The sequence below is a fragment of the Amphritea sp. genome, from assembly GCF_050300915.1.
In the GTDB taxonomy this organism is placed as follows: Bacteria; Pseudomonadota; Gammaproteobacteria; order Pseudomonadales; family Balneatricaceae; genus Amphritea.
On record NZ_JBNKYN010000026.1, the window covers coordinates 18,214 to 39,930 of the forward strand.

General features: G+C 50.0%; 21 protein-coding genes. 6 read left to right on the forward strand and 15 right to left on the reverse strand.

From position 1 onward, the window contains the following. Positions 1-4: 4 nt before the first annotated feature. The 5 genes from purU to glnT all read right to left on the reverse strand — a co-directional run bounded on the left by purU (position 5) and on the right by glnT (position 5,336). Positions 5-874, reverse strand: a complete 870-nt coding sequence (purU, locus tag ACQY8X_RS08985; protein ID WP_428034809.1) for a formyltetrahydrofolate deformylase — start codon at positions 872-874, stop codon at positions 5-7. 138 nt (positions 875-1,012) lie between these two features. Continuing rightward, positions 1,013-2,341 carry an FMN-binding glutamate synthase family protein gene (locus ACQY8X_RS08990; protein ID WP_428034810.1) on the reverse strand — a complete coding sequence of 443 codons (1,329 nt, stop codon included), beginning with the start codon at positions 2,339-2,341 and terminating at the stop codon, positions 1,013-1,015. A gap of 22 nt (positions 2,342-2,363) precedes the next feature. After that, a complete protein-coding gene (locus ACQY8X_RS08995) occupies positions 2,364-3,047 on the reverse strand; it encodes a protein glxC (protein WP_428034811.1) in 684 nt (227 codons plus the stop codon). Positions 3,048-3,058: 11 nt separating this feature from the next. Next, positions 3,059-3,964, reverse strand: a complete 906-nt coding sequence (locus ACQY8X_RS09000; RefSeq protein WP_428034812.1) for a class II glutamine amidotransferase — start codon at positions 3,962-3,964, stop codon at positions 3,059-3,061. A 40-nt stretch (positions 3,965-4,004) separates the two neighbouring features. Continuing rightward, the gene (gene glnT / locus ACQY8X_RS09005; protein WP_428034813.1) at positions 4,005-5,336 is read right to left on the reverse strand and encodes a type III glutamate--ammonia ligase; all 1,332 of its coding nucleotides are present in this window, start codon (positions 5,334-5,336) and stop codon (positions 4,005-4,007) included. Between the two features lie 275 nt (positions 5,337-5,611). On the opposite strand from glnT, the gene ACQY8X_RS09010 reads away from it, so the two are divergent. Next, on the forward strand, positions 5,612-6,208 hold the full coding sequence (locus ACQY8X_RS09010; RefSeq protein ID WP_428034814.1) for a helix-turn-helix domain-containing protein: 597 nt from the start codon (positions 5,612-5,614) through the stop codon (positions 6,206-6,208). 73 nt (positions 6,209-6,281) lie between these two features. Here the strand turns inward: ACQY8X_RS09010 and ACQY8X_RS09015 are convergent, their stop codons facing one another. The 4 genes from ACQY8X_RS09015 to ACQY8X_RS09030 form a co-directional block, all read right to left on the reverse strand. After that, complete coding sequence (locus ACQY8X_RS09015) at positions 6,282-6,680, reverse strand: carboxymuconolactone decarboxylase family protein (RefSeq protein ID WP_428034815.1); 399 nt, start codon at positions 6,678-6,680, stop codon at positions 6,282-6,284. Positions 6,681-6,755: 75 nt separating this feature from the next. Further along, the gene (locus ACQY8X_RS09020) at positions 6,756-7,109 is read right to left on the reverse strand and encodes a MerR family transcriptional regulator (RefSeq protein WP_428034816.1); all 354 of its coding nucleotides are present in this window, start codon (positions 7,107-7,109) and stop codon (positions 6,756-6,758) included. A 10-nt stretch (positions 7,110-7,119) separates the two neighbouring features. Beyond that, positions 7,120-7,704, reverse strand: coding sequence for a hypothetical protein (locus ACQY8X_RS09025; protein WP_428034817.1), 585 nt, complete (start codon positions 7,702-7,704; stop codon positions 7,120-7,122). A 5-nt stretch (positions 7,705-7,709) separates the two neighbouring features. Further along, entirely contained in the window at positions 7,710-8,060 is a 351-nt protein-coding gene (locus tag ACQY8X_RS09030) for a putative quinol monooxygenase (protein WP_428034818.1), read from the reverse strand. A 317-nt stretch (positions 8,061-8,377) separates the two neighbouring features. Between ACQY8X_RS09030 and ACQY8X_RS09035 the strand changes: the two genes are divergently transcribed. The 3 genes from ACQY8X_RS09035 to ACQY8X_RS09045 are packed head-to-tail and all read left to right on the forward strand — an operon-like array spanning position 8,378 to position 12,019. After that, positions 8,378-9,853, forward strand: coding sequence for a PAS domain-containing sensor histidine kinase (locus ACQY8X_RS09035; RefSeq protein ID WP_428034819.1), 1,476 nt, complete (start codon positions 8,378-8,380; stop codon positions 9,851-9,853). After that, positions 9,843-10,292 (forward strand): response regulator, encoded by a 450-nt coding sequence (locus ACQY8X_RS09040; RefSeq protein WP_428034820.1) that lies wholly within the window; start codon positions 9,843-9,845, stop codon positions 10,290-10,292. Before ACQY8X_RS09035 ends, ACQY8X_RS09040 begins: the two co-directional genes overlap by 11 nt. Further along, a complete protein-coding gene (locus ACQY8X_RS09045; RefSeq protein ID WP_428034821.1) occupies positions 10,289-12,019 on the forward strand; it encodes a putative bifunctional diguanylate cyclase/phosphodiesterase in 1,731 nt (576 codons plus the stop codon). The genes ACQY8X_RS09040 and ACQY8X_RS09045 overlap by 4 nt, the downstream gene beginning before the upstream one ends. 158 nt (positions 12,020-12,177) lie before the next feature. Here ACQY8X_RS09045 and ACQY8X_RS09050 read toward each other — a convergent pair whose 3' ends face one another. Next, positions 12,178-12,597, reverse strand: coding sequence for a NifB/NifX family molybdenum-iron cluster-binding protein (locus tag ACQY8X_RS09050; RefSeq protein WP_428034822.1), 420 nt, complete (start codon positions 12,595-12,597; stop codon positions 12,178-12,180). 368 nt (positions 12,598-12,965) lie between these two features. On the opposite strand from ACQY8X_RS09050, the gene ACQY8X_RS09055 reads away from it, so the two are divergent. Continuing rightward, positions 12,966-13,988, forward strand: a complete 1,023-nt coding sequence (locus ACQY8X_RS09055; RefSeq protein WP_428034823.1) for an alpha/beta hydrolase family protein — start codon at positions 12,966-12,968, stop codon at positions 13,986-13,988. Positions 13,989-14,138: 150 nt separating this feature from the next. Here the strand turns inward: ACQY8X_RS09055 and ACQY8X_RS09060 are convergent, their stop codons facing one another. Then, the gene (locus tag ACQY8X_RS09060) at positions 14,139-14,537 is read right to left on the reverse strand and encodes a hypothetical protein (RefSeq protein ID WP_428034824.1); all 399 of its coding nucleotides are present in this window, start codon (positions 14,535-14,537) and stop codon (positions 14,139-14,141) included. Positions 14,538-14,799: 262 nt separating this feature from the next. Here ACQY8X_RS09060 and ACQY8X_RS09065 point away from each other — a divergent pair, with 262 nt between their 5' ends. Beyond that, positions 14,800-15,231 (forward strand): hypothetical protein, encoded by a 432-nt coding sequence (locus ACQY8X_RS09065; protein WP_428034825.1) that lies wholly within the window; start codon positions 14,800-14,802, stop codon positions 15,229-15,231. Positions 15,232-15,447: 216 nt separating this feature from the next. On the opposite strand, the gene ACQY8X_RS09070 is transcribed toward ACQY8X_RS09065, so the two are convergent. The 4 genes from ACQY8X_RS09070 to ACQY8X_RS09085 form a co-directional block, all read right to left on the reverse strand. After that, positions 15,448-17,709, reverse strand: coding sequence for a glycosyltransferase (locus ACQY8X_RS09070; protein ID WP_428034826.1), 2,262 nt, complete (start codon positions 17,707-17,709; stop codon positions 15,448-15,450). Between the two features lie 212 nt (positions 17,710-17,921). Next, positions 17,922-18,617: a hypothetical protein gene (locus ACQY8X_RS09075; RefSeq protein WP_428034827.1), complete on the reverse strand. Its 696-nt coding sequence runs from the start codon at positions 18,615-18,617 to the stop codon at positions 17,922-17,924. Positions 18,618-18,749: 132 nt separating this feature from the next. Then, positions 18,750-19,772 carry a radical SAM protein gene (locus ACQY8X_RS09080; RefSeq protein WP_428034828.1) on the reverse strand — a complete coding sequence of 341 codons (1,023 nt, stop codon included), beginning with the start codon at positions 19,770-19,772 and terminating at the stop codon, positions 18,750-18,752. Positions 19,773-19,931: 159 nt separating this feature from the next. After that, positions 19,932-20,969 (reverse strand): TauD/TfdA dioxygenase family protein, encoded by a 1,038-nt coding sequence (locus tag ACQY8X_RS09085; RefSeq protein ID WP_428034829.1) that lies wholly within the window; start codon positions 20,967-20,969, stop codon positions 19,932-19,934. Positions 20,970-21,717: the final 748 nt, after the last annotated feature.

Consider the following 21,717-nt stretch of genomic DNA (forward strand, 5'->3'; position numbering starts at 1 on the left):
GTACCTATTTAAAAACAACGGTCTTATTACCATCCAGAAATACGCGACGCTCGGTATGCAGCTTCACCGCCCGGGCCAGCGCCACGGTTTCGGTATCCCGGCCAACAGCAACCAGCGCATCTGCCGTAAAGGTATGGTCTACCAGCTGTACCGATTGCTCGATAATCGGGCCTTCATCCAGATCGGAAGTCACATAGTGAGCCGTTGCTCCGATCAGCTTAACGCCGCGGGCATGCGCCTGATGGTAGGGTTTGGCCCCTTTAAAACCGGGCAGGAAGGAATGGTGAATATTGATCGCCCGGCCACTCAGTTGCTGACACAGGCCATCACTGAGAATCTGCATGTAGCGCGCCAGCACAATCAGCTCAGAGCCGGTCTCTTCGACAATCTCCATCAGCGCAGTTTCCTGCTCAAGCTTGTTCTCTTTGGTCACTGGCAGATGGATAAAGCGGATCCCTTCGCGCTCAGCCATCGGCCGCAGATCTTTATGGTTGGACACGATCGCGGTGATCTCCATATTGATCTCGCCCTTGTGCACGCGATACAGAAGATCATCAAGACAGTGGTCAAACTTGCTCACCATGATCAGGGTTTTCATCGGTGCTTTAAACGACACCATCTCCCATTTCATGTCGAAACTGGCCGCGACGTCAGGAAACTCCTTCTGCAGATCGCTTATCTGATAACCGCCACTTTCAACATGGAAACGCGCCCGCATAAAAAAATTACCGCTGTCCTCATCATCAAACTGCGCCAGTTCGCTGATATAGCAGCCGCGCTCGGCGAGAAAAGTCGTCACCTTGGCAACAATACCGCTACCGGCAACACAGCTGGCTCTTAATACAATCTCATTATCTGCTTCGTGCTTACTCATGATGGCAGACTCCATAGTCTCCGATGGTTATTCATATAGTCAGGTAAACAGGGGCCGCACAGGGCGTTTAACGTCCTGTGAGACTCCGTTTAAAATGTTTGTGGGTGCTCAGAGCGCTCGCGTTTTACATAGCGGCTTTTAGTACCCTTTGCCTGGAATCCAGCTGGTGCCAGCCAACGGCACATTCGCCATTGCGGCAGACTCAACAGTCAGTGCGACCAGGTCTTCCGGTTCCAGGTTACGCAGATCGTTTTTACCGCAGGCCCGGGCCAGAGTCTGTGCTTCCAGGGTCAGTACGTTGAGATAGTTCGCCAGACGACGACCCCCTTCAACCGGGTCAAGACGCTTCATCAGCTCTGGGTCCTGAGTAGAGATACCGGCAGGGTCTTTACCCTCATGGTAATCATCATAGAAACCTGCCGCTGAACCGATCTTGTTGTACTCCTCCTCGTACATCGGGTGGTTACAACCCAGCGCCACCAGCGCTGCAGTACCAATAGCCACCGCATCCGCGCCCAGCGCCATACACTTGGCAACATCGGCACCGTTGCGAATGCCGCCAGAGACGATCAGCTGGACTTTGCGGTGCATGCCCATCTCCTGCAGTGCACGCACCGCCTGAGGAATAGCCGCCAGTGTCGGAATACCCACGTGTTCGATAAACACATCCTGGGTTGCCGCCGTACCGCCCTGCATCCCGTCAACCACGATCACATCAGCGCCAGCTTTGACCGCCAGCTTGACATCGTAGTAGGTACGGGTAGCGCCCACTTTGATATAGATTGGCACCTGCCAGTCGGTAATTTCGCGCAGTTCCTGAATCTTGATCGCCAGATCATCAGGACCGGTCCAGTCCGGATGACGACAGGCGGAACGCTGATCCACCCCCATCGGCAGAGTGCGCATTTTTGCCACCCGGTCAGTAATCTTCTGCCCCAGCAACATACCGCCACCGCCGGGCTTAGCACCCTGCCCCAGCACCACTTCGATAGCATCGGCTTTACGCAGGTCATCCGGGTTCATACCGTAACGGGATGGCAGGTACTGATACACCAGTTTGCTCGACTGACCACGCTCTTCAGGGGTCATACCGCCATCACCGGTGGTGGTTGAGGTGCCCATCAGCGATGCGCCACGACCCAGCGCTTCTTTGGCATTGGCCGACAGCGCACCGAAACTCATACCGGCGATAGTGACCGGAATATCCAGCACAATCGGTTTTTTGGCAAAACGGTCACCCAGGGTTACTGAGGTATTACATTTTTCACGGTAGCCTTCCAGCGGGTAGCGGGACATACTCGCGCCCAGAAACAGCAGGTCATCAAAATGGGGCAGCTTACGCTTAGCACCGAAACCACGGATATCGTAGATACCGGTCGCAGCCGCACGGCGGATCTCGGTCATCGTGATGCGGTCAAATGTTGCTGACTCGCGCAGACCATCTTTAACTTTAATATCTTCACTCATCGTCTTGTCCTCGAAATCAGCCTTAGTAAGCGGAAGTGTTATCCACTTTAAAGTTGTATAACTGGCGGGCAGAGCCATAGCGTTTGAACGCCGTTGGATCTTCGTCAACGCCAGCACGGTTGAGCAGCTCGGTCAGCTCTTCGATATGCTCCGCGCGCATCTCTTTGGCGATGCAGTCTGCACCCAGTGATTTCACGGTGCCTTTAACGTAGATATGGGTTTCATACAAAGAGTCACCCAGTGCATCGCCCGCATCACCACACACAACCAGTGATCCGGCCTGCCCCATAAAACAACTCATGTGGCCGACGTTACCCTTCACCACGATATCCACCCCTTTCATGGAGATACCACAGCGCGCCGCCGCATTGCCTTCGATCACCAGCAAGCCACCATGCGCCGTTGCACCGGCAGCCTGAGAAGCATCGCCTTTCACCCGTACACTGCCGGACATCATGTTTTCCGCCACACCCTGACCGGCATTGCCGTGAATGGTGATGTGCGCTTTTTTGTTCATACCGGCGCAGTAATAGCCGGTCGGGCCTTTAATATCGACGGAGATATTCTGATCCAGACCGCAGGCAATATTGTGCTGACCTTTAGGTTCCAGTACTTCCCACTCCCGCTCGGTACACTCAATCGCCTGGTCGTGCAGCGCCTGGTTAAGATCGCGTACTGTCTGTTCGGATAAATTAATCGTTTTCATCATTCTGCTCCTTAATGGCTGCTGCGTTCCCAAACGTAGATAGTGGCGGGCTCTGGTTCCCAGATTCTGGCGTTTTCAATGCCCGGCAGGGTTGTCAGGGCCTGATACTCGGAGGCCATGGCAACATAATCGTCGGTTTCAGCCATTACCGCAGGTTTGCAGGCGATCGGATCACGCAGTACCGCAAAACCATCGCGGGTGCCGATAGTAAAGGTGAAGAAACCATCCAGATCTTTCAGTGAGTTAGTCAGGGCTTCATTGAGACTATCGCCCTGCTGCAGACGCCAGGTCAGGTAACCGGCCGCCACTTCTGAATCGTTTTCGGTTTCAAAGACAATCCCTTCGCGCTTGAGGTTTTCCCGCAGACGGTTATGGTTCGACAGTGAGCCGTTGTGTACCAGACAGAGATCCATCCCGGTTGAGAACGGGTGGCTGCCCTCCATGGTGACTGCAGATTCGGTCGCCATGCGGGTATGGCCTATAATGTGGCTGCCCTTCATCCCTTTCAGATTAAAGGTCTCAGCGATATTCACCGGCAGACCGACCTCTTTAAGAATCTCAATCGACTGACCGGCACTGAGGATCAACACCTCAGGTGCGGCTTTAGCGATAAAGGCTTCAGCCACCGCCGCACTGGCCTGGATTTTAAAGACCGCCACTTTGCTGTTTTTAAACCATTCAACAGCGGTATTCAGCTCGGCCCTGGCGCTGTCAGCCAGCGCAGCCCAGTCATAGTTTTCGTCCGCATGACGCAGGGTCAGCTTGATGCTGTCATCTGCCACTTCATCACCATAAATCGCGAAACCGGCACTGTCCGGGCCACGATCCGTCATGGCGATCAGCATCGGTTCAAACAGCGCACCCAGCTGACTTTCCAGAGCCTTGTTCTTCAGGTAAAGGCCAACAATTCCACACATAGTTATGTCCTCTTAAATCGACAATGTAAGCCTTCCGGGCTTAGAAGAATTCTGCGTAACGGTTGATCTCCCAGTCGGATACATGCCGGCTGTAATCGATCCACTCATCGCGTTTAACTTTGATAAATTCACTGACAATCTCTTTACCCATCCGCTCTGTCAAAACCGTGTCAGCTTCAAGGGCGCTGATGGCGTCATTCAGATTCTGCGGCAGGATTTCAATCCCCTTCTCCTGGCGTTGCGCTTCTGTCAGGGCATAGAGGTTGATGTTCTCAGGCTTACCCGGGTCCAGTTCGCGCTCAATACCATCCAGGCCTGCGGCGATAATGGCGGCATGAACCAGATAAGGGTTACAGCCGGAATCCGGCAGACGGAACTCAAGACGGCCATAGGGCACCCGTACCATCGCCGATCGGTTGTTGTCACCATAGGCGATATAGGCTGGCGCCCAGGTCGCGCCGGATGCGGACCCGCCCACCACCAGACGTTTGTAAGAGTTAACCGTTGGCGCAGCAAACGCACACAACGCCTTAGCGTGATGCAACAGACCGGCAGTGAAGTGATAGGCCATTTTCGAGAGGCCCATACCATTGACATCGCTGTCATCGTTGAACAGGTTTTTTCCGCTGTCATCGCAGATCGACAGGTGAAAGTGCATACCATTACCGGTGCGGTTGGAGGCAGGCTTTGGCATAAAGGAACAGACCATCCCCATATCGTTGGCGATCTCTCCTGCTGCCATCCGTACAAAGGTGAAACGGTCAGCAGATTCCAGCGCGTTACCGTAGGTGTAATTGATCTCAAACTGACCATTGGCATCTTCATGGTCGATCTGATAAACATCGAAGTCGACCGCCTGTAATGATTCAACCAGGGTTTCCAGGAACGCCCGTGAACGGGACAAGCCTTTGTAGTCATAACATGGCTTAGCCAGCGTATCGGTATCATCGACGGTTTTCAGGCCGCCATTGCTGTCCCGCTCGAAGAGATAAAATTCCGGCTCAAGCCCGGTATTCAGCGTCCAGCCTTTATCTTCCAGCAGTTTCAGCTGACGTTTCAGCACCACCCGACTGTCATAGGGATGAGGTGCGCCGTTAACATAACCTTCACAGACAATACGCGCATAACCCGGCTGCCAGGGCACCGCCGACAACGTACTGAGATCACCCCGGGCCATGAAATCCGGGCCATGTGGCTCCATTCCCATACCCCATACAGCAAAACCCGCAAAACCTGCACCGGTTTCAACAACATCCATCAGGCAGTTCGCCGGCACTGATTTAGTTTTGGCTACACCGTGGATATCAACAAACTGAGCCAGTACATATTTAATGTCGTTATCCGCAATAAACTTTTCTGAATCCTGTGGCATGGTAGCCCTCCGTTTGATGCTGAGGCCTGCTCTGAGAAGGAGCAGATCCATAATATTTCTCAACAGTAATTTTTTATGATTAATAAGAAAGCAACCCTTATGCCAGAAAACCTCTTTTTATGAATATTTATTTCCTGACAGGATAACTTATTGATTTATATGAATCTGGTAAAAAAAAATTCTTTGTGGGAATATACGGGGTGTCAGAAATAATCACAGGCAGCATGGACAGGCGCACAAAGCTGGTTCACCGCGCCCCAAGAAAGGGCAATCAGATGGCAGAAAACAGAGGTCAGAAATTCGAGCTGGATCACTACATCGGCATGAAAGTGAAAAAAGCCCGTATGGAAGAGGGTCTGAAAATAACCGATGTGGCACGCATCTCAGGCATCAGCCAGGGGATGGTCAGTAAGATTGAGAATGCTCAGGTATCTACCAGCCTGGAAACCCTGAGCCGACTCTGTTCTGCTCTGGGAATGCCGATATCCAAACTGTTTAATGATTTTGACCGGCCCGACGGAGGTGCTCAGTTCACCAAATCCGGTACCGGGCTGGAAGTGGTCCGACGCGGAACGGAGAAAGGCCACACCTACCAGCTGCTCACCTACCAGCGCGGCGGGAAAAAATCCTTCGAACCTTTTCTGATCACCATGGATGACCTGGCCGAGGTGTTCCCTACCTTTTCCCATCCGGGTGAAGAGTTTATCCATATCCTCAGCGGCAAGATCGTCTACCGCCACGGAAATCATCTCTATAATATGGAAGCCGGCGACAGCCTCACCTTTGATGCCGAGATCCCCCATGGCCCTGAAGAGTTGCTGGAGGTGCCGATCAAGCTTCTCTCAATTATTCATTATGATGATAAAAGCTGAGAGGCTCAGATGACTGAGCGTCTGCCCGAACACAGATAAGAGAGGTCCCGGCAATACCGCGGGGCCTGTCACTCTATTTGGCCGCGGGTTCCTGTATCAGGCCCCGACTCAGAAACACCTCTTTGGCGACAAACATGCCGTTTAAGGCCGCAGGGAATCCCGCGTACACCGCCATCTGCAGTATCACCTCAATAACCTCCTCAGGTGAACAACCGACATTCAGTGCCCCATTTATATGAACGGCTAACTGTGGAGCACAGTTAGCCAGCGCCGTCAGCGCAGCAACCGTGCCAATCTCCCGTGATTTAAGATTCAGTCCCGGGCGCTGATAGATATCGCCAAACGGAAATTCAATGGTGTAGCGAGCCAGATCGGGACAGATAGCCTGCAGGCTATCAATCACCTGTTGCCCGGCGTCACCATCAATCTCGGTGAGTTTTTTTAACCCTGATTCATATCGTGTTGATACCATTTTCCATTGCTCCTACGTGAGTTAACGAAGCAATGCTAGAGGTTAGAGTAAACTCTAAGTCAAGGACTTTTAAGCTCAGGGCTTATGTGACTGGTAATACTCGATTTTCGCGTCCAGCGCTTGCAGATGTTCAAGCTCTTTCTCCAAACGCAGTCTGAGCGCATCGCGATGCTGTTCTAACAGTGTGCAGCGCGTATCGAAGGTGGTATCTCCAACGGCACGCAGATCGGCATAGTGCCGGATCTTCGCCAGCGGCATGCCAGTGTCTCTCAGGCGATTAATGAACCGAACCCATTCGACATCTTTCGCCGAATAGCTACGATGCCCACTGGCATTTCTGGATATATTGGACAGCAAGCCAATCTTTTCGTAATACCTCAGGGTGTGAGAAGAGAGTTGGGTTAACGCTGAAAACGTTGAAATATTCACGCTATGTTTTCTACTGCAGCTGATGCCGGGCATGTGGATTGTCACCGCTGGCCATCGCCCAGTGATGCTGCTGATGGTGAGCGCCATACGCCATCAAACCGATGTAGCCTAAACCCCGGATCTTACTGATCTCATCAGGATTTTCTGTGGTGGTTGTCAGAGTATAGCGGTCACCACTTTTCACCACCTGCATCAGCCATCCGGATTCACGCTGTAATTGCGCCGGATGCGCTTTGAAAATCCTATCCAACGCCTCAGCAGACCGGGCGGTGTTCGGTTTAATAATAGCCTCAAGCCCGTGTTGAACAGGCGATTGAGAGATCACCTCAACATTCAGGGTCATCTCATTCATATCCACTAAATGTTGCCTCAACGCCTCAATATTCACCTTGCTCCAGTCGGTATCCGGATCGCTATTCAGCCTTGCAATCACCTCCTGAATAGTGCCGAAGGCATCATTGCCCGCTTCGGTCAAAACGGTTGCAGAGGCCCCCATTGAATGATCATGGTGCATCATTACTGAGTCTTCAGCGCTAGCAAAAGCAACCACACCATTGGTGAACAACGCGGTAAACAGAAGTGAGTTCAGCTTCATTATTGTTACTCGAAAACAGGCGCGTCGAAGTCGACACTCTCATCGCTATAGGCGGTAACGATCACATCCTCAACCAACCCTGTTTCGTCCTCAACCTGAGTCTGAAAAAAGTTCTGAATCTGCTGTCTGCGACCGTGGGCAGACCAGGCATCGGCATCTTCCCAGATCTCATTAAACACGATCGGATATTCGTTACGGCTGGCACTGGGATGATCGATCTGACGCGTCAGCATATATTGAATACAACCCTCCTCCCGATAAGAGTCCGGCTCCAGCCTCTTTAACACCTCAAAGAGTTCCGTCTCTTTTCCCTGTTTCGGCTTAAATTGAGCTAATACATATACGCGGCGGGTCATCGATTTCTCTTTGTATTTTTGAATAAGTTAATAGATAGTAGTTGAAAACGGGATGAACAGGAACTCACAAGGGAGATAGCCCCTCGCTAAAAAGCGTCAGTTTTTTTGTAATATCAGAGAGACTTAAACTAGACTGACATCTTAATCGTATCCATACTCAGGGTTACATTTTAAAAATTTTCCCAACCGATAGCGCTGTCATAAGCAGTAGTTGTATCACTGTTTTCTCAATATTGAAGCCCAGGTTCCCATTAACCAGTAGGGAAGTGCATAGAACACCCAGGCACTGAAAAGAGATTGAAAAAGGAATTCATAAATTGGTTAAGCATACTGTAACTGAGGCCCACTTTGTCATCCTGCTGATAACCTCCGCCCCCCCACAGGTGTTGTCAGTCAGTGACGAAATCGAATCTCTGCTGGGCTATCAGCCCCAAGATTTTATCTCTGGAAAAATTTCCCTCAAAGAGCTGATACATAACAACGATCAGGATATCGCGACCAGACTGTTTGAGCCTGATTTAACCCATGACAGCGATGGTTTCAACATTCGCCTCAGACAGGCAAATGGAAAAATTCGTATTACCAGAGGTGAGTTCAGTAAAAAACCCTCAGCCAGTGGATCGAATATTGAACTAGAGCTGTTATTGCAAGATGTCACAAGCCTGTCCCGGTCATTAGAAAATAACATCAGAAACTTAAACTTCCGAACACTGATGAAGAACACCGATGATTTCATCTTTTTTAAAGACCGTAATCATACATTTACCGACATAAGCCAGACCCTGGTTGACGTATGTGAAGGTGAAGCTGAGTCCTGGACCGATCTGATTGGTCTGACAGACTATGAGGTGTTTCCCGAAGAGTATGCTGATGAGTACTATCGCCTCGAAAAACAGATATTTGCAGGGGCTGAGCTGGTACACGAAGTTCAGGAGTTTATCAAAGAGGATGGCTCTGCAGGCTGGGTTGATAACCGCAAATACCCCATACATGATGACAACGGCAACATTATCGGCTTATTCGGTGTTGCCCGTGAGATCACCAATGAAAAACGTGCTGAACAGCGTCAGATTCGATTGATTGATGAACTCAAACGCACCAACGATGACCTGAACAATTTTGCCTACATTGCCTCACACGACCTTAAGTCACCGTTACGGGGTATCGATCAGTTGGCGACCTGGATCACTGAAGATCTGGGAGACAACATTGATAGTGAAACCCAATCTCATCTGAGACTGATGCGCAGCCGGGTCAGCCGGATGGAGTCACTACTTGACGATCTGCTCACCTACTCCCGCGTTGGCCGAACCAATGACGAAGTTACTCAGGTCAGTACAGCCAGGCTGGTCGAGAATATGTTTGAACTGGTCGCAACGAGTGACAAACAGATATCGCTCAATATTGCAGCGGATATGCCGACGCTGATGACCCAAAGAGCGCCGCTGGAACTTATTTTTCGCAACCTCATCAGTAACGCCATCAAACATCACGACAAAGACCAGGGCAATATAACCGTCTCAGCGCGCCCGCTTAGCAATGCTTTCGAGTTTGAAGTTAAAGACGACGGCCCCGGCATTCCGATTGAAAGTCAGGAGCGCGTGTTCGGCATGTTCCAAACACTTAAACCCAGAGATTCGGTTGAAGGCAGTGGTATGGGCCTGGCACTGGTTAAGAAAGCGGTTGAACATGTCGGCGGCAGCATCCGCGTAGAATCCGAGGGCAAACACGGCTGTCGTTTTAAATTTATCTGGCCAACCACGATTTCCAGGAAGAATAGCTATGACAACTGACACTTACGACGAAGTGACTATCCTCCTTGTCGATGACGATGATGTGGACGTCATGGGCGTACAGCGAGCGCTGAGAAAATTAAAGATACTCAACCCGGTCGTCAGGGCTCATGACGGTATTGAAGCGCTGGAACTATTACGCAACTCAAACGCCGTAAAACGCCCCTATATCATCCTTCTCGACCTCAACATGCCTCGTATGAACGGATTCGAAATGCTGACAGAACTGCGTCAGGATAAGTCGCTTGCCAGCTCTGTCGTATTTGTACTGACAACATCAAAAGCGGACGAGGACAAAGTCGAAGCCTATCAGCAGAATGTCGCTGGCTATATCGTAAAAAGCAACGTGGGTGAAGGCTTCATGGACTTAATCCAGATGCTGGATCGCTACTGGCGTGTGGTCGAATTTCCAACACAAATGTCTGGATCAAAAGAATGAACTCGCCAATGCGGCTGTTGCTCATTGATGATGATGAAGTTGATCGTATGGCTGTGATTCGGTCGTTGAAAAAAAGCACGACCAATGTCAGTGAGGTTATCACCGCAGCCACAGCATCTGAAGGTTTGGAACTGGCGTCCAGAGAGCACTTTGATGCAATCCTGTTAGACTACCGCCTGCCGGATCAGGATGGCCTCGCCGTTTTGCAAACCCTGCGCAGTGGAAACTTTGAAAGCGGCACCGTAGTGATGCTCTCCCGCCACGAAGATGAGACCCTTGCTGAACGATGTCTCGAAGCAGGCGCGCAGGATTTTCTGCTTAAAGACGAAGTCAATGGTCGCCGACTGTATAGAGCGGTACGGCAGGCACGACAACGCTATCAGATACAGGATGCCCTAAACCGCAGCCGGGAACAGCTATTGGAGTTATCTGTACATGACCCTCTGACAGGCTTACTTAATCGTCGCGGTTTTGATAACGCCATGAAAAAGGAGTTCGCCCGTGCACAGCGTAGCGACAGCAATGAACTTGCACTGTTGTTGCTTGATCTGGACGATTTTAAAAATATTAACGATATTCACGGGCACGCCACAGGCGATCTCTTGCTGATTGAAGTGGCGCAGCGATTAAATACTGTCATCCGTGATAATGACTATCTTTGTCGCCTGGGTGGCGATGAGTTTGTCATCGTAATGACCCTTCTCGAACATGAAGAACAAGCCGTCGAGCTTGCAAATCGTATTTTTTCGATACTGCAACAGCCGTTTAAAATCGGCACTACAACGGCAGATCAGAGTGTCACTGCCAGTATCGGTATTGCTATGCTTGATGGCAGTGACGACCACACTGAAGACCTGCTGAAGTGTGCTGATATCGCGATGTACCATGCCAAGAAAACCGGCCGTAACCAGTGTCAGTACTACTCTTCTGCTCTTCAGCAACTGGTACAGTCGAGAATTCGCATCAAAAACGATTTAAGTGTTGCGCTGGACCGAAATGAGTTCAGAGTCTTTTATCAAGCCCAATTCAACGCTTCAGACCGAAGCCTCGGTGGTGCCGAGGCGCTGTTAAGATGGCAACATCCTGAACTGGGTCTGTTATCTCCCGACGTGTTTATGCCCATCGCCGAAGAGACCGGACTTATTGTCAGCATAGGGAACTGGGTATTACACGAAGGCTGCAGGCAACTCAAAGAGTGGCAACTCAACTATCCTGAACTAGCGGGCAACATGACCATCGCCATTAACCTGTCACCCGTACAGATAAAGCAGCATTCGTTGTCTACAGCAGTACATAATGCTCTGGACAAACATGCTCTTGATGCAAACTGCCTTGAGCTTGAGATCACCGAAAGCGCGATGATCGAAGACACCACAGCAACCGCAGAGATTCTGTCTGCAATTTCTCACCACGGTATTACTTTTTCATTAGACGATTTTGGTACCGGATACTCTTCACTTGTTCATCTGAAACAGTTCCCCATCAGCGTACTCAAAATCGACAAAGGGTTTGTCTCATCCATTGAAAATGATGATAAAAATAAGCGCCTGCTAATCGCCATTATCGCCTTTGCTAAAGCGCTGGAGATGTGCGTTGTTGCCGAAGGCGTAGAAACCGTAGAACAAGCGGAAATCTGCACTGAATACTCTTGCGATCTGCTGCAAGGATACTACTTTGCGCGGCCATTGCCTGCAGACCAGTTTGAAGCAACCTTCTTTTCAAGCTAAGCAGATAAATCTAGCTCCCCCGCTCCGGTAGATCTTTAAGCAGGTAAGGTGACGGGAGGGACTAACCAGGACGGTCCCTCATCAGCAATATCCAGCAGGGATGGCCGAAAGCGCTGTATACTCACTGCTTTGAAGCTCAGTCAACAAACTCTGATGCCCTATAACCCAGCTGAAAAAAATGCCCTGACCCGGTAAATCAAAGCATCAATAAACCTCTGTTGAGGCGGCGTAATCTGCCGTTTAATATAATCAGAGATCGCCTTATAAAGATCGGTTTCAGCGGTCGCAACAGCGTCTACACCTCTGCGGGCCATGCGTCTGACAACACTTTCACTGCTGATGGCACCAATAACCGCATCACAGTCCGCCAACGGATGAGGCTGATCTTCCCTGTAGTGATGCAACACCATCGCCTTAGGCAGAATCAGCGTTCGTGACGGTTTAAGCCGTTGCGGCACGCTTTTGACCCGGTCATCACAGCCCTCTATGGCTTCAATCTCAAAGACAACCCACTTACGCCATCTTCCTATATCGCCTGCCACGGTTAACCCATCCTGACTGGCTACAGCAATTCGCATAGATCCTCCCCCTGCTTTCAATCCTGTACAACGTTAATAACCCTTTAATATGGCGACATCAATAGCCTCTTTTCCAGCTATTGATCAGAAATTGATCCAGGTCGGTTAGCGCATTAAAAAACTGCTGACATTCACCCTTAATTGCCTGTGGGTCACTGCATTAGGTAAGTTGATTTAATGTCCAGATCAGGGCTCAACAGCACTGATGTGCATTGACAAATTAACCCCTGGTTATTTGTTATTGTTATTTTTAGCCAGTTCGCCTCTAATAACGCTATCAATCGCTATGGATGGTGAGCGTTTACCCTATCCAGGGTCTCTCCTTGCTTCAAGTGATCAACCTTCCCGCTGCTGACTAAACGAATACCATGAGCTTACTTGCCCGAATTTTAATTATATTCACTACTTTTTCTTATTCACTCGCAGGAAGAATCGCCCAGGCCGATGAGTGGAATGTGGGCTTCAACACACTTCAGGTGTCAGACCCAGAGCTGGATTACGACATTGACGTTGCAGTATGGTACCCCACCCAGGAGAGCGCGAAAGCTGAGACGGTGGGGCCGGCAACCCTGTATGTAGCCCGCGGCGCCAAGCCAATCGCCAGGACTCATGGGCTGATACTGATCTCCCATGGCTTTTCCGGCAGTTTTCTCGGTCACAATGATACGGCGCAGTTTCTTGCACGCCAGGGTTTTGTGGTGGCCACGCCAACCCATCCTGACTTACCCGGCCTGAAGTCAGGTAAACCAGCATTCGATCCGTTAGTGGTACGGCCACGTCATCTCCGGTTGGTCAGCAACCGGCTCTTGAATCATCCGCAGTTTAAAGCGGGCTTTCTGCAACCTCGTGTCGGCGTTATTGGCTATTCTTTAGGGGGTTACACCGCATTGGCAGCCAGCGGTGTGCAGCCCGACCTATCAGGTTTAGCCGCTTACTGTAGCGTTGAGATTAACGACGCTCTGTTATGTTCACCTGAAGCAACCCAGCGTTTCGCCACTATCGCCGACCAACTGCCACAGCAAAAGATTGATCAGCTAGCAGCTATCGTGCTGCTTGCACCCGCGTATGGGCCGCTATTCTCTGAACAATCGCTGGCAAAACTCGATATTCCGGTTCGCTTGTTTAGTGCAGAAAAAGACCAGGAGCTGGATAACCGCTACAACGCTCAGCATTTTGAGAAGTTTCTTGGCAACACCTCAGCCAACGAGGTGATCAAAGATGCGGGTCACTTTGTCTTTATGGCCCCCTGCCCGGATGCCCTGAAACACGCTATTCCGCTTTTATGTGAAGACAACAAAAATGTTGATCGGCTATCGGTTCACCAGAAGCTGAATGAAACGATTGGGCACTTTTTTGCGCGTGTGTTTGGGCAACAGAAAACGGACGCTTAATCTCTCCCGACCGGGTGCTGCATAACAGTGCTAACAACCGGTTTAAAACCTTCATACCCCTTTGGCGTTCATTGAGTCAGGGGCATTTTTAACCGTAGGCAGAAAAGAAGCTGACCCCACCAGCCTGCCCTGTAACTCAAAGAGCGTCACTCACTCCATCATCTCAAAATACTCAATATGATCGCTTTTCAAAACCAGCCTGAGGTTATGAAACCCCGAGACAGATACCCGCTGCGGCCCTCTCTTACTCAGGTAGTTCGCGTACACCACAACATCGATTGCAGACCGATGCCTCCCGGGTAAAACAACCGCCTCGACAATGTCACCTGGAGGTATCTCAAGGGAGATCAGATCAGCCTGAAGGCCGAGTATCGGTTTCAGAGCATCCCGTGCAGCAAACCACTCTCCAGCATCGCTGGGTAACAATGTTGCCGCACGGCTGCTGTAGATAAAAACCAGGTCTACCGCTGTGGATGATTGATCGTTGGCATCGGGCAGCGCGACAAGCTGAAGGCTTTCAAGCTGACTGCCCTGGCTCTCCACTTGCACAACATCACAACCGGCAACCAACGCGATGCTAAGATAGAGTCCCAACCAACATAAGAGAGTAGCGCCTCTGTTGTGCCTATGGGTAACCTGCTCTTCTATCCTTTCATCCCTTTTTGCCAAACAACGAAAAAACTGGCCAAGCCATTTGATAACTCGTTTCAGTCTCATAAAATATACGGCACCATGTTGACCAGTTGAATATTCATTTACACTGGCGGCCTGTACGGATTGCAGACGTTAAATACAACAAGGATTTCTCTCGATGCAAAGTTCACCGAATGTTCTGCTAATGGTAGCGGCAATATCAAGCGGTTGCGCGGCATTATTACATTTTGCCTGCGTTTTTCTGGGTGCCCCCGGTTTCCGGATACTTGGCGCAGGAGAGCGATTGGTTCGCATGGCCACACGGGGCAACAGTTACCCTTTTATCGTCGCTGTTCTGATCGGGATAATGCTCGTTATCTGGTCGCTCTATGCCCTATCAGGTGCCGGCGCGATCCCCAGGCTGCCATTTGTTAATGTCGTGTTAGTTGCTATCACTGCAGTATATCTACTGAGGTCTGTTGCGTTCCCTCTGCTAAAACGGGTAATCCCGGGTAACAGTGATCAGTTCTGGTACCTCAGCTCACTGATTAGCCTGGCAATCGGTTTGCTGCATTTATTCGGCCTGATTCAGGTTTGGCAGACGCTTTAATACCGCTGCATATTCAGACATTCGAACCAGCGCCTCACGGAACTCAATTTGCCCTTTGGCGGCATTAAATCGCATCTTACAGCCGTCGATGGCAAATATTTCCCGACCGAACATCCTCCCCGTCATTTTATTCGAGACATCAGGGAGAGTCTGCCTCCCCTTCTTCCTCATCCAGATTGCAGTTGTCCGGAAACCCGCCCAGACAACCGTCTGGACTCAGCTTACTTCCAGAGCCGATATGAAAAAGCCCAGCACTCTTTGATCTGAGTTCTCAGGGTTAAAGTCAGCAGGAGCTGCAGCTTGCGGTGTTAAGATATGAACAGTCACGAGACCATCTCCGAATGCCTGCTGATGCCTTGAAAGTGGAAGGACGATCCTCTGCGGTTTCTTATCAATAACGAATTCAACAGGTGACTGGAAATTGACTGAAAGAAATGTCTTGAGCGGCGTAATGTAGTCCATGCCTGCGACCGTCAGCACAAGCTCCTCTGCATCAGGATCAGAAACACGAAAAACCACAAGCGCTTGTCGGTTTGTCCAGATAAAGCCTTCCTCTACCGAGTCAAAACCAGGCCACTGAGACAGCACTTGAGTGAGATCTGGACGACGGTCAAGGCCGTATTGTCCGTGGCGAATGAGAGTAAAAACAGGGGGCAGCGATGGAAGCCGGCTGACTTCATCACGCGATGCCTCATCGTTGCTGGTCGTTCTGACTCCGTGGATATCATCTCGATTACTCAGCCGACTCCACTGATCGAATTGCGTCATGAAATGGTCCCGGCAGCGATCAAGTGTGGACATCAGCACTTGCGGATCACCTTCCCCTTTTTGACGAAGCCATTGAACGTCTCGCACACGCTGCGCAAGCACCATCAACTCAAGCGCGCCATAGCGCTCCCGCGAGGCTTTACGCTGGTCTCGACTTCCCGCTTTTCGATGGCTATTCGCTGCATGCTGCCGCCAACCGACCAATGGTCTTATCAGATAGTGGTGCGTTCCGAGCATCAATGCCCTGGGGCTGGTCAATAGATCCATACCATATGGGCATAATTCCGGATCAAGGGGCTCGAATGCCTCGATCACTGACCGATGAAAAGCGGAGGTTGCTCCGAGGCTGGTCGGCCAACCCCAGTGATCGGGTATCGTTGTTGGATCCGAGAGCACAGTATCTGCTCTTGAGTGCTCGTACAATCCGCAGGGAATACCGCTGTCGGTTAGCAAAACAGCGTTACTCGTCACCATCCGACAATCAGGGTCCAATGCAAACTGGTTAAGAATTGCATCAAGGCGCCCTGGCAACGTGATGTCATCACTATCAGCTTGAATGATGATCTCCCCCCGCGCATAGCGAACAATGTCGGGCACCATAGCGTGACCTCTGGGATGACCATTACGTATCACAGTTGCCGCAACGTCGGGGCGGCTAGCCAGCCTCTCAAGTGCAACATCGAGTCCACCATCAGTCGAACCATCGTCGATCAACAGAAGCTCAACATCGGGCCGCCACTGCTCCAGAAGACTGTCGATCTGCTCACCAATCCATTGAGCATGGTTGTGCAGTGGAATGAAAACCGTGGCTAATAGATCGCCATTGGGGTTAGCAGCGTCCCCCGCTTGCTGGTCTGGAAGTTGCGTGGTCGGTGGATTCTCCGCCAATGGCGAGTGCTCCTCAGGCTCAGACCAACGTGATATGGCCGCAGCAATCTCATCATCGTCATAATAGTGCCGGACACCAGGGTGAGCGTAGATTTTTTCAAGAGCTTGACGAGGCAGTCGGAAACACTCTAGCAAGGCCTGATAGATGTCGGCTGTTGGTTTTTCACTACCTACATTCTCATAAGGTAGCGACGTATCTATGTCAGGGAAAAGCTCCGCCAATCCTTTTTCAATCGAAAAAGGAGCATCCTCATAGCGGTAGATCATAAGCCGGAAATTGTCGTTCTCAAAGATTGAGTATCCGGTCTCCCTATCGATCGGTGTTTCCTGAAGCGAAAAACCAAAAGGCTCTTCAATTTCCCGGTACAGCCATTCAAATGGAGTTCGGATCCCCCAATGAAGAAAAACATCGGAAGAAACGTCATCTCTCGGGTCATTTAACCAAAGATCTGTCGCCCGATCAGCAAGAACCCGGGCCGTTTCTTCTGCTGACGGCCGTATACAATCTTTTAGGGCAATTTCGAGATTCTGCATGATGACAGACAGAGAGTGCGAAATGGGATCACGAACCCCGGTCAAAATGGTTATCACCTCACCATTTTGCTGCGCATCGTCGATACGCTTTTGGATCAGCGGAGCTTCGTCGAGAAAATTGGAGTAATTATAGGTATCGGCCCCTACTGTCGAGGAAAATGCCGAAATGGGGTCAAGTGTCCATGACGTCAATCCATGACTGTGAAACGCTTCTCCCGGAAATTGTCTCTCAAGCATTAGATGCAACGAAGTACTACAGACTTTTCCGTAGGTTTGGATAAGAATCATGTCGCGTTCCCCTCTGAATTGGCTGGGGTGTGAAAACTGAACACCTTTAAAAACCTGAATTTTTCCATATACATCTCAACAGTGCGGTCGCTCTCGATTTCAAGGCGGGCTCTCACGATCGCACTGGCACGGTTGCAGACCGCGGGCCCTTATCGCGCGAACAAGCTTCTCAGACTATTAGCAACGTGGCTTTCAATCCGTCCGGCTTTGTATCATTCGTCAGGAATCTCATTGGGCACAGCCGACAGGCCTCTCGTAGTACGAGACGCGAAGCCCGGAGCTCCCCGCGCGAAAACTCTGGCCGGATTGCCAATGACAAAAGCACCTTCTGGAATAGGACGATGCAACACGGTGGCGGGCCCCACTGTAACACGGTTTCCCAAACGGGCCCCGGTAGAGCATAGACTTCGGAGACCAAGAATACATTCTTCCCCGATCACTGAGCCAGTAACGAAGGCCCCCGACAGCACCGAGCTAAAGGCGCCAATTGTAGAACCACCACCGATTTGACTACCTGTGCCGCACCAGGTGAATGGATCGATCACCACACTTGACGCGATCACTGCTTGACAGAGAACGATGGAGCCCTCACCGATCTTGGCATTTGGCCCAACCATGCTGCGCCGGTCTACAAAGATCTCCCAGACGAGATCACGAGGTCGCAGACGTTCGACGACGGCACGACGAACGCTTGGATCGCCGAGCGCCATGAATACGGATTGCCCCGCCTTAAGTTGATCCGGGCCGGTACCCAGAATCGGCAGTCCGTATAAAGTCTGCCCTGCTTTACCATCATCATGAAAAGCAGTACAGACCCACCGGTCGTCTCCCGCAAGACAGTCATACAAGATCGCGCCGAGTGCGCCAGCGCCGAAGATGACGACCTCTTTCGGTCCAGAGTTGATCATGCGTTTTCCTATTGAGAGCTAGACGGGTAAGGCTTCTATCCAAGCGAGAACCCTCACCATCTCCCTGCATCTGTTAAAATTATAATTTTACTGGAACAAGTTCCATACGGATGGAGTTTCCGGTTTTGCTGTTTAACTCAGTTGATCCCAGTCTCTTATATTTAACCGGCACCAGGTTTCGTAAACCTCCAGCCATTTCTCAAAGCTGGCAATGTCAGACGTATGATGACGAAAATCGCCCATGACCTTACTATAATTAGAAACATAATGTCGACATGTGGCGCAATCAGTATTGGGAATACAACAATCGTCGTCATCCCACGACAGATCAGTTCTGTATTGACGATGGTGAGGAGTTTTGAGAATAGTGCAGTTCGTCGCAACACCGGTTTCAGGGTCGAGCGCAAATTGAATTGTGGGGCTATTAATTATCTCGTTGTAGTAGGACGAATAAATTAATGTATCCGGAAAGCGAACAAGAAGCTCGCTGATCGTACTTTTTATAGTATCCAGGTCTTCCAGGGTCAGGGCGTAATCGTCATCAGGTTTACTGAAGCGTCCTTTTCCTTTCAAGAGGATTTCATTGGGCATATCCGAGCCAGCCTTACCGTACCAACGAGTAGGGCTGTAGTGATTGAACGAAATCCTGGCGCCATGCTGATGGCAGATCTCAGTGGCTTCCACCATTTCACTGATATTCTGATGATTAATCGTGAAAATAAAAATTGCCCGCGGATCCTGAGCAAAATTCTCCAGCCCTTTCCTAAAAGCATGCCTGCCACGCAAGCGGGCATCCGTTTCATCAACCCCCCAAAGAGAAATGTGCAGCATAAAGGGCAAGTCTTCTGCAATGGGCAGGGTTCCGTTGGTATAAATAATGCCACGATTCCAATGCTTTGCGGCGATCGCAAGCCTCTCCGGCACCTTTGCAGGTTCAGCCCCCGCAAAGTGAGGCATAGTCACCCCACGCTTGACCTCACTGGCAAACAACGCATCAAATTCCTCAAGAGTTTGATCATCGCTAAAGCTTGATGAACGATCACCCTCAAAAAAGTAGCAGCCTTTACAACGAAGATTGCAGCGGTTAGTAATATCATAGCCGGAAATAACCAGCCTATTCGCATGATTTTTGATTTTCTGATATCGCAACTGCAACGATGGGTCAGCCTGAAAATAGTAATCGAGTCGACTTTTTTTTATTATTGAATATCTAACATCCAAGCATTGTTTGGAAAAATCTGACCAATATAAAGTCCAGGCACAATGCTACGCCTGTACCTGCAGATCGTTGGCTCATGGGGGTGTAAGGAGTATCTAACTCGCTTGATACAAGTTCAAGCTACTAAGGCCAAGCGTTTTCGCCATATCCTCAGATTCCTCTCTGTATTTCTCAGCGAACAACTCTTGAGAATAGGGCTGCCAGAAACCATCCTGTATTTCGCTATAATCATGCTGTATGCGATAGGCCAACCGCCCCGGTACCGAGTCTAGCCGGCGATGTAAGGTGATTGAGTTGTCAAACAGCATAAGGTCATTGTCACTCTGGTACTTATGATCAAAGATATATTGATCAGTTAACAAGTACTTGTTGACTTCTTCGAATACTTTATCTGCTTCAGCCTTAGTCATTCCACAAATACCATACGCCGTATTTAGTGGATAATGTAACCCCTTGATACCTCCAGGGCTCGTGATGACCATGGGGATTTCAACATCATCAACTGGACACATATTAGAGCGCCCGAGTTCGTCGTCTAGACGAGGATTTATCAGGCCCGGCATGTACCTGTGAGTCAAGACCATCTCGTCCAACTCTGAACGAAACGAATCACTGACTGATTCATAGTAATCCGCGGTTTGCAAGAAACCCGTTGACGAACCAACCATACACTTCTCGCCGAGCAAAGCCACACCAGGAGTGAAAGCTAAAGTTCCGCCTTCATTCGAGTGCCAGAGCAGCTCACCTTCATCGAATAAGCCCATCGGCCTTCCTTTATCATCTTTTATGGCACTCACACGGGCGCGGACCCTGGAATGCTCTTTCATGACAATCTTGTCTTCTGGATCCATAAGATTACTGTCATCATGACTCAGGTGGGCAAGTTCACGCAATGAAGATGTACCGTATTTCTTCATCATTCTATAGAATATGCCGTGCTTGGGATTACCAAATTTCTTCATCCATTGCAGCTGCTTCTTACTTGAAAGGTTGCAGTTACGGATAATGGTAACTAAGTTTTTTAAATGGATGTGACCGATCTCTTTCCATTCTTCATCTGTTAGATTTTCAAAGTCAACGTCATCTATATAAACGCCGTAACTCCCCATACCATTGATGCTGCTAACTTTCATCGGAACCTCTAATCTTCATCGTTACCTAAGTGGGCGTCGAACATTATGCGAACGTGCTCCGTTAATAAAGCTTTCCATATGTGAAAGCTTTGCCGGACGTACTCATTTTCGTCAACGCAGCGTTCAATCTGCCCCCTCCCTGGGGCCTTACGCTGAAATGGTTCTTTAGTCACATCGCTGGCTGGTGCATCGGGGGAGGACAACGGATGCACACGACAAAACACTTACACTCCAACGCCCGTTCACAATACAAAAAGAGCATGTGATTAGCAATAAGCGCGCCCCCTCACATACAGTCATTCGTAAGAGATCAAACCAGACTACTGCTTGTAGATGAAATCATAATGAGCACCATAAACCACAAAGCGGTCATTCACCGTTAATCTGATGAAATTCAACACAGTTGCCGGACAACTTTATCTTAGGCGATGATGGGCAAACCGTGCTTCATAAAGAGATTAAAGCCAAGCCTGAACCCTTATCAGATCGTCTGAATCCCTATCCAGGTCACGTATCAGAGTGTTGAATGTGTGCATTGCGGGTGCAGGATTACAGATTTCTAACATGCACATAATATCGATTTTATTCTGGGAATAAGCTCAGGTTAACGTAGCTGGATCAATGACACTGCCCTGTCGAATCAAAAGCGTTTTTACCACAGAGGACACAGAGCACACCGAGAAAAGAACTGATCCAGTTAAGGTAGCTGGATCAATGACTCTGACCCTATGATTGGCCCGGCTCTATA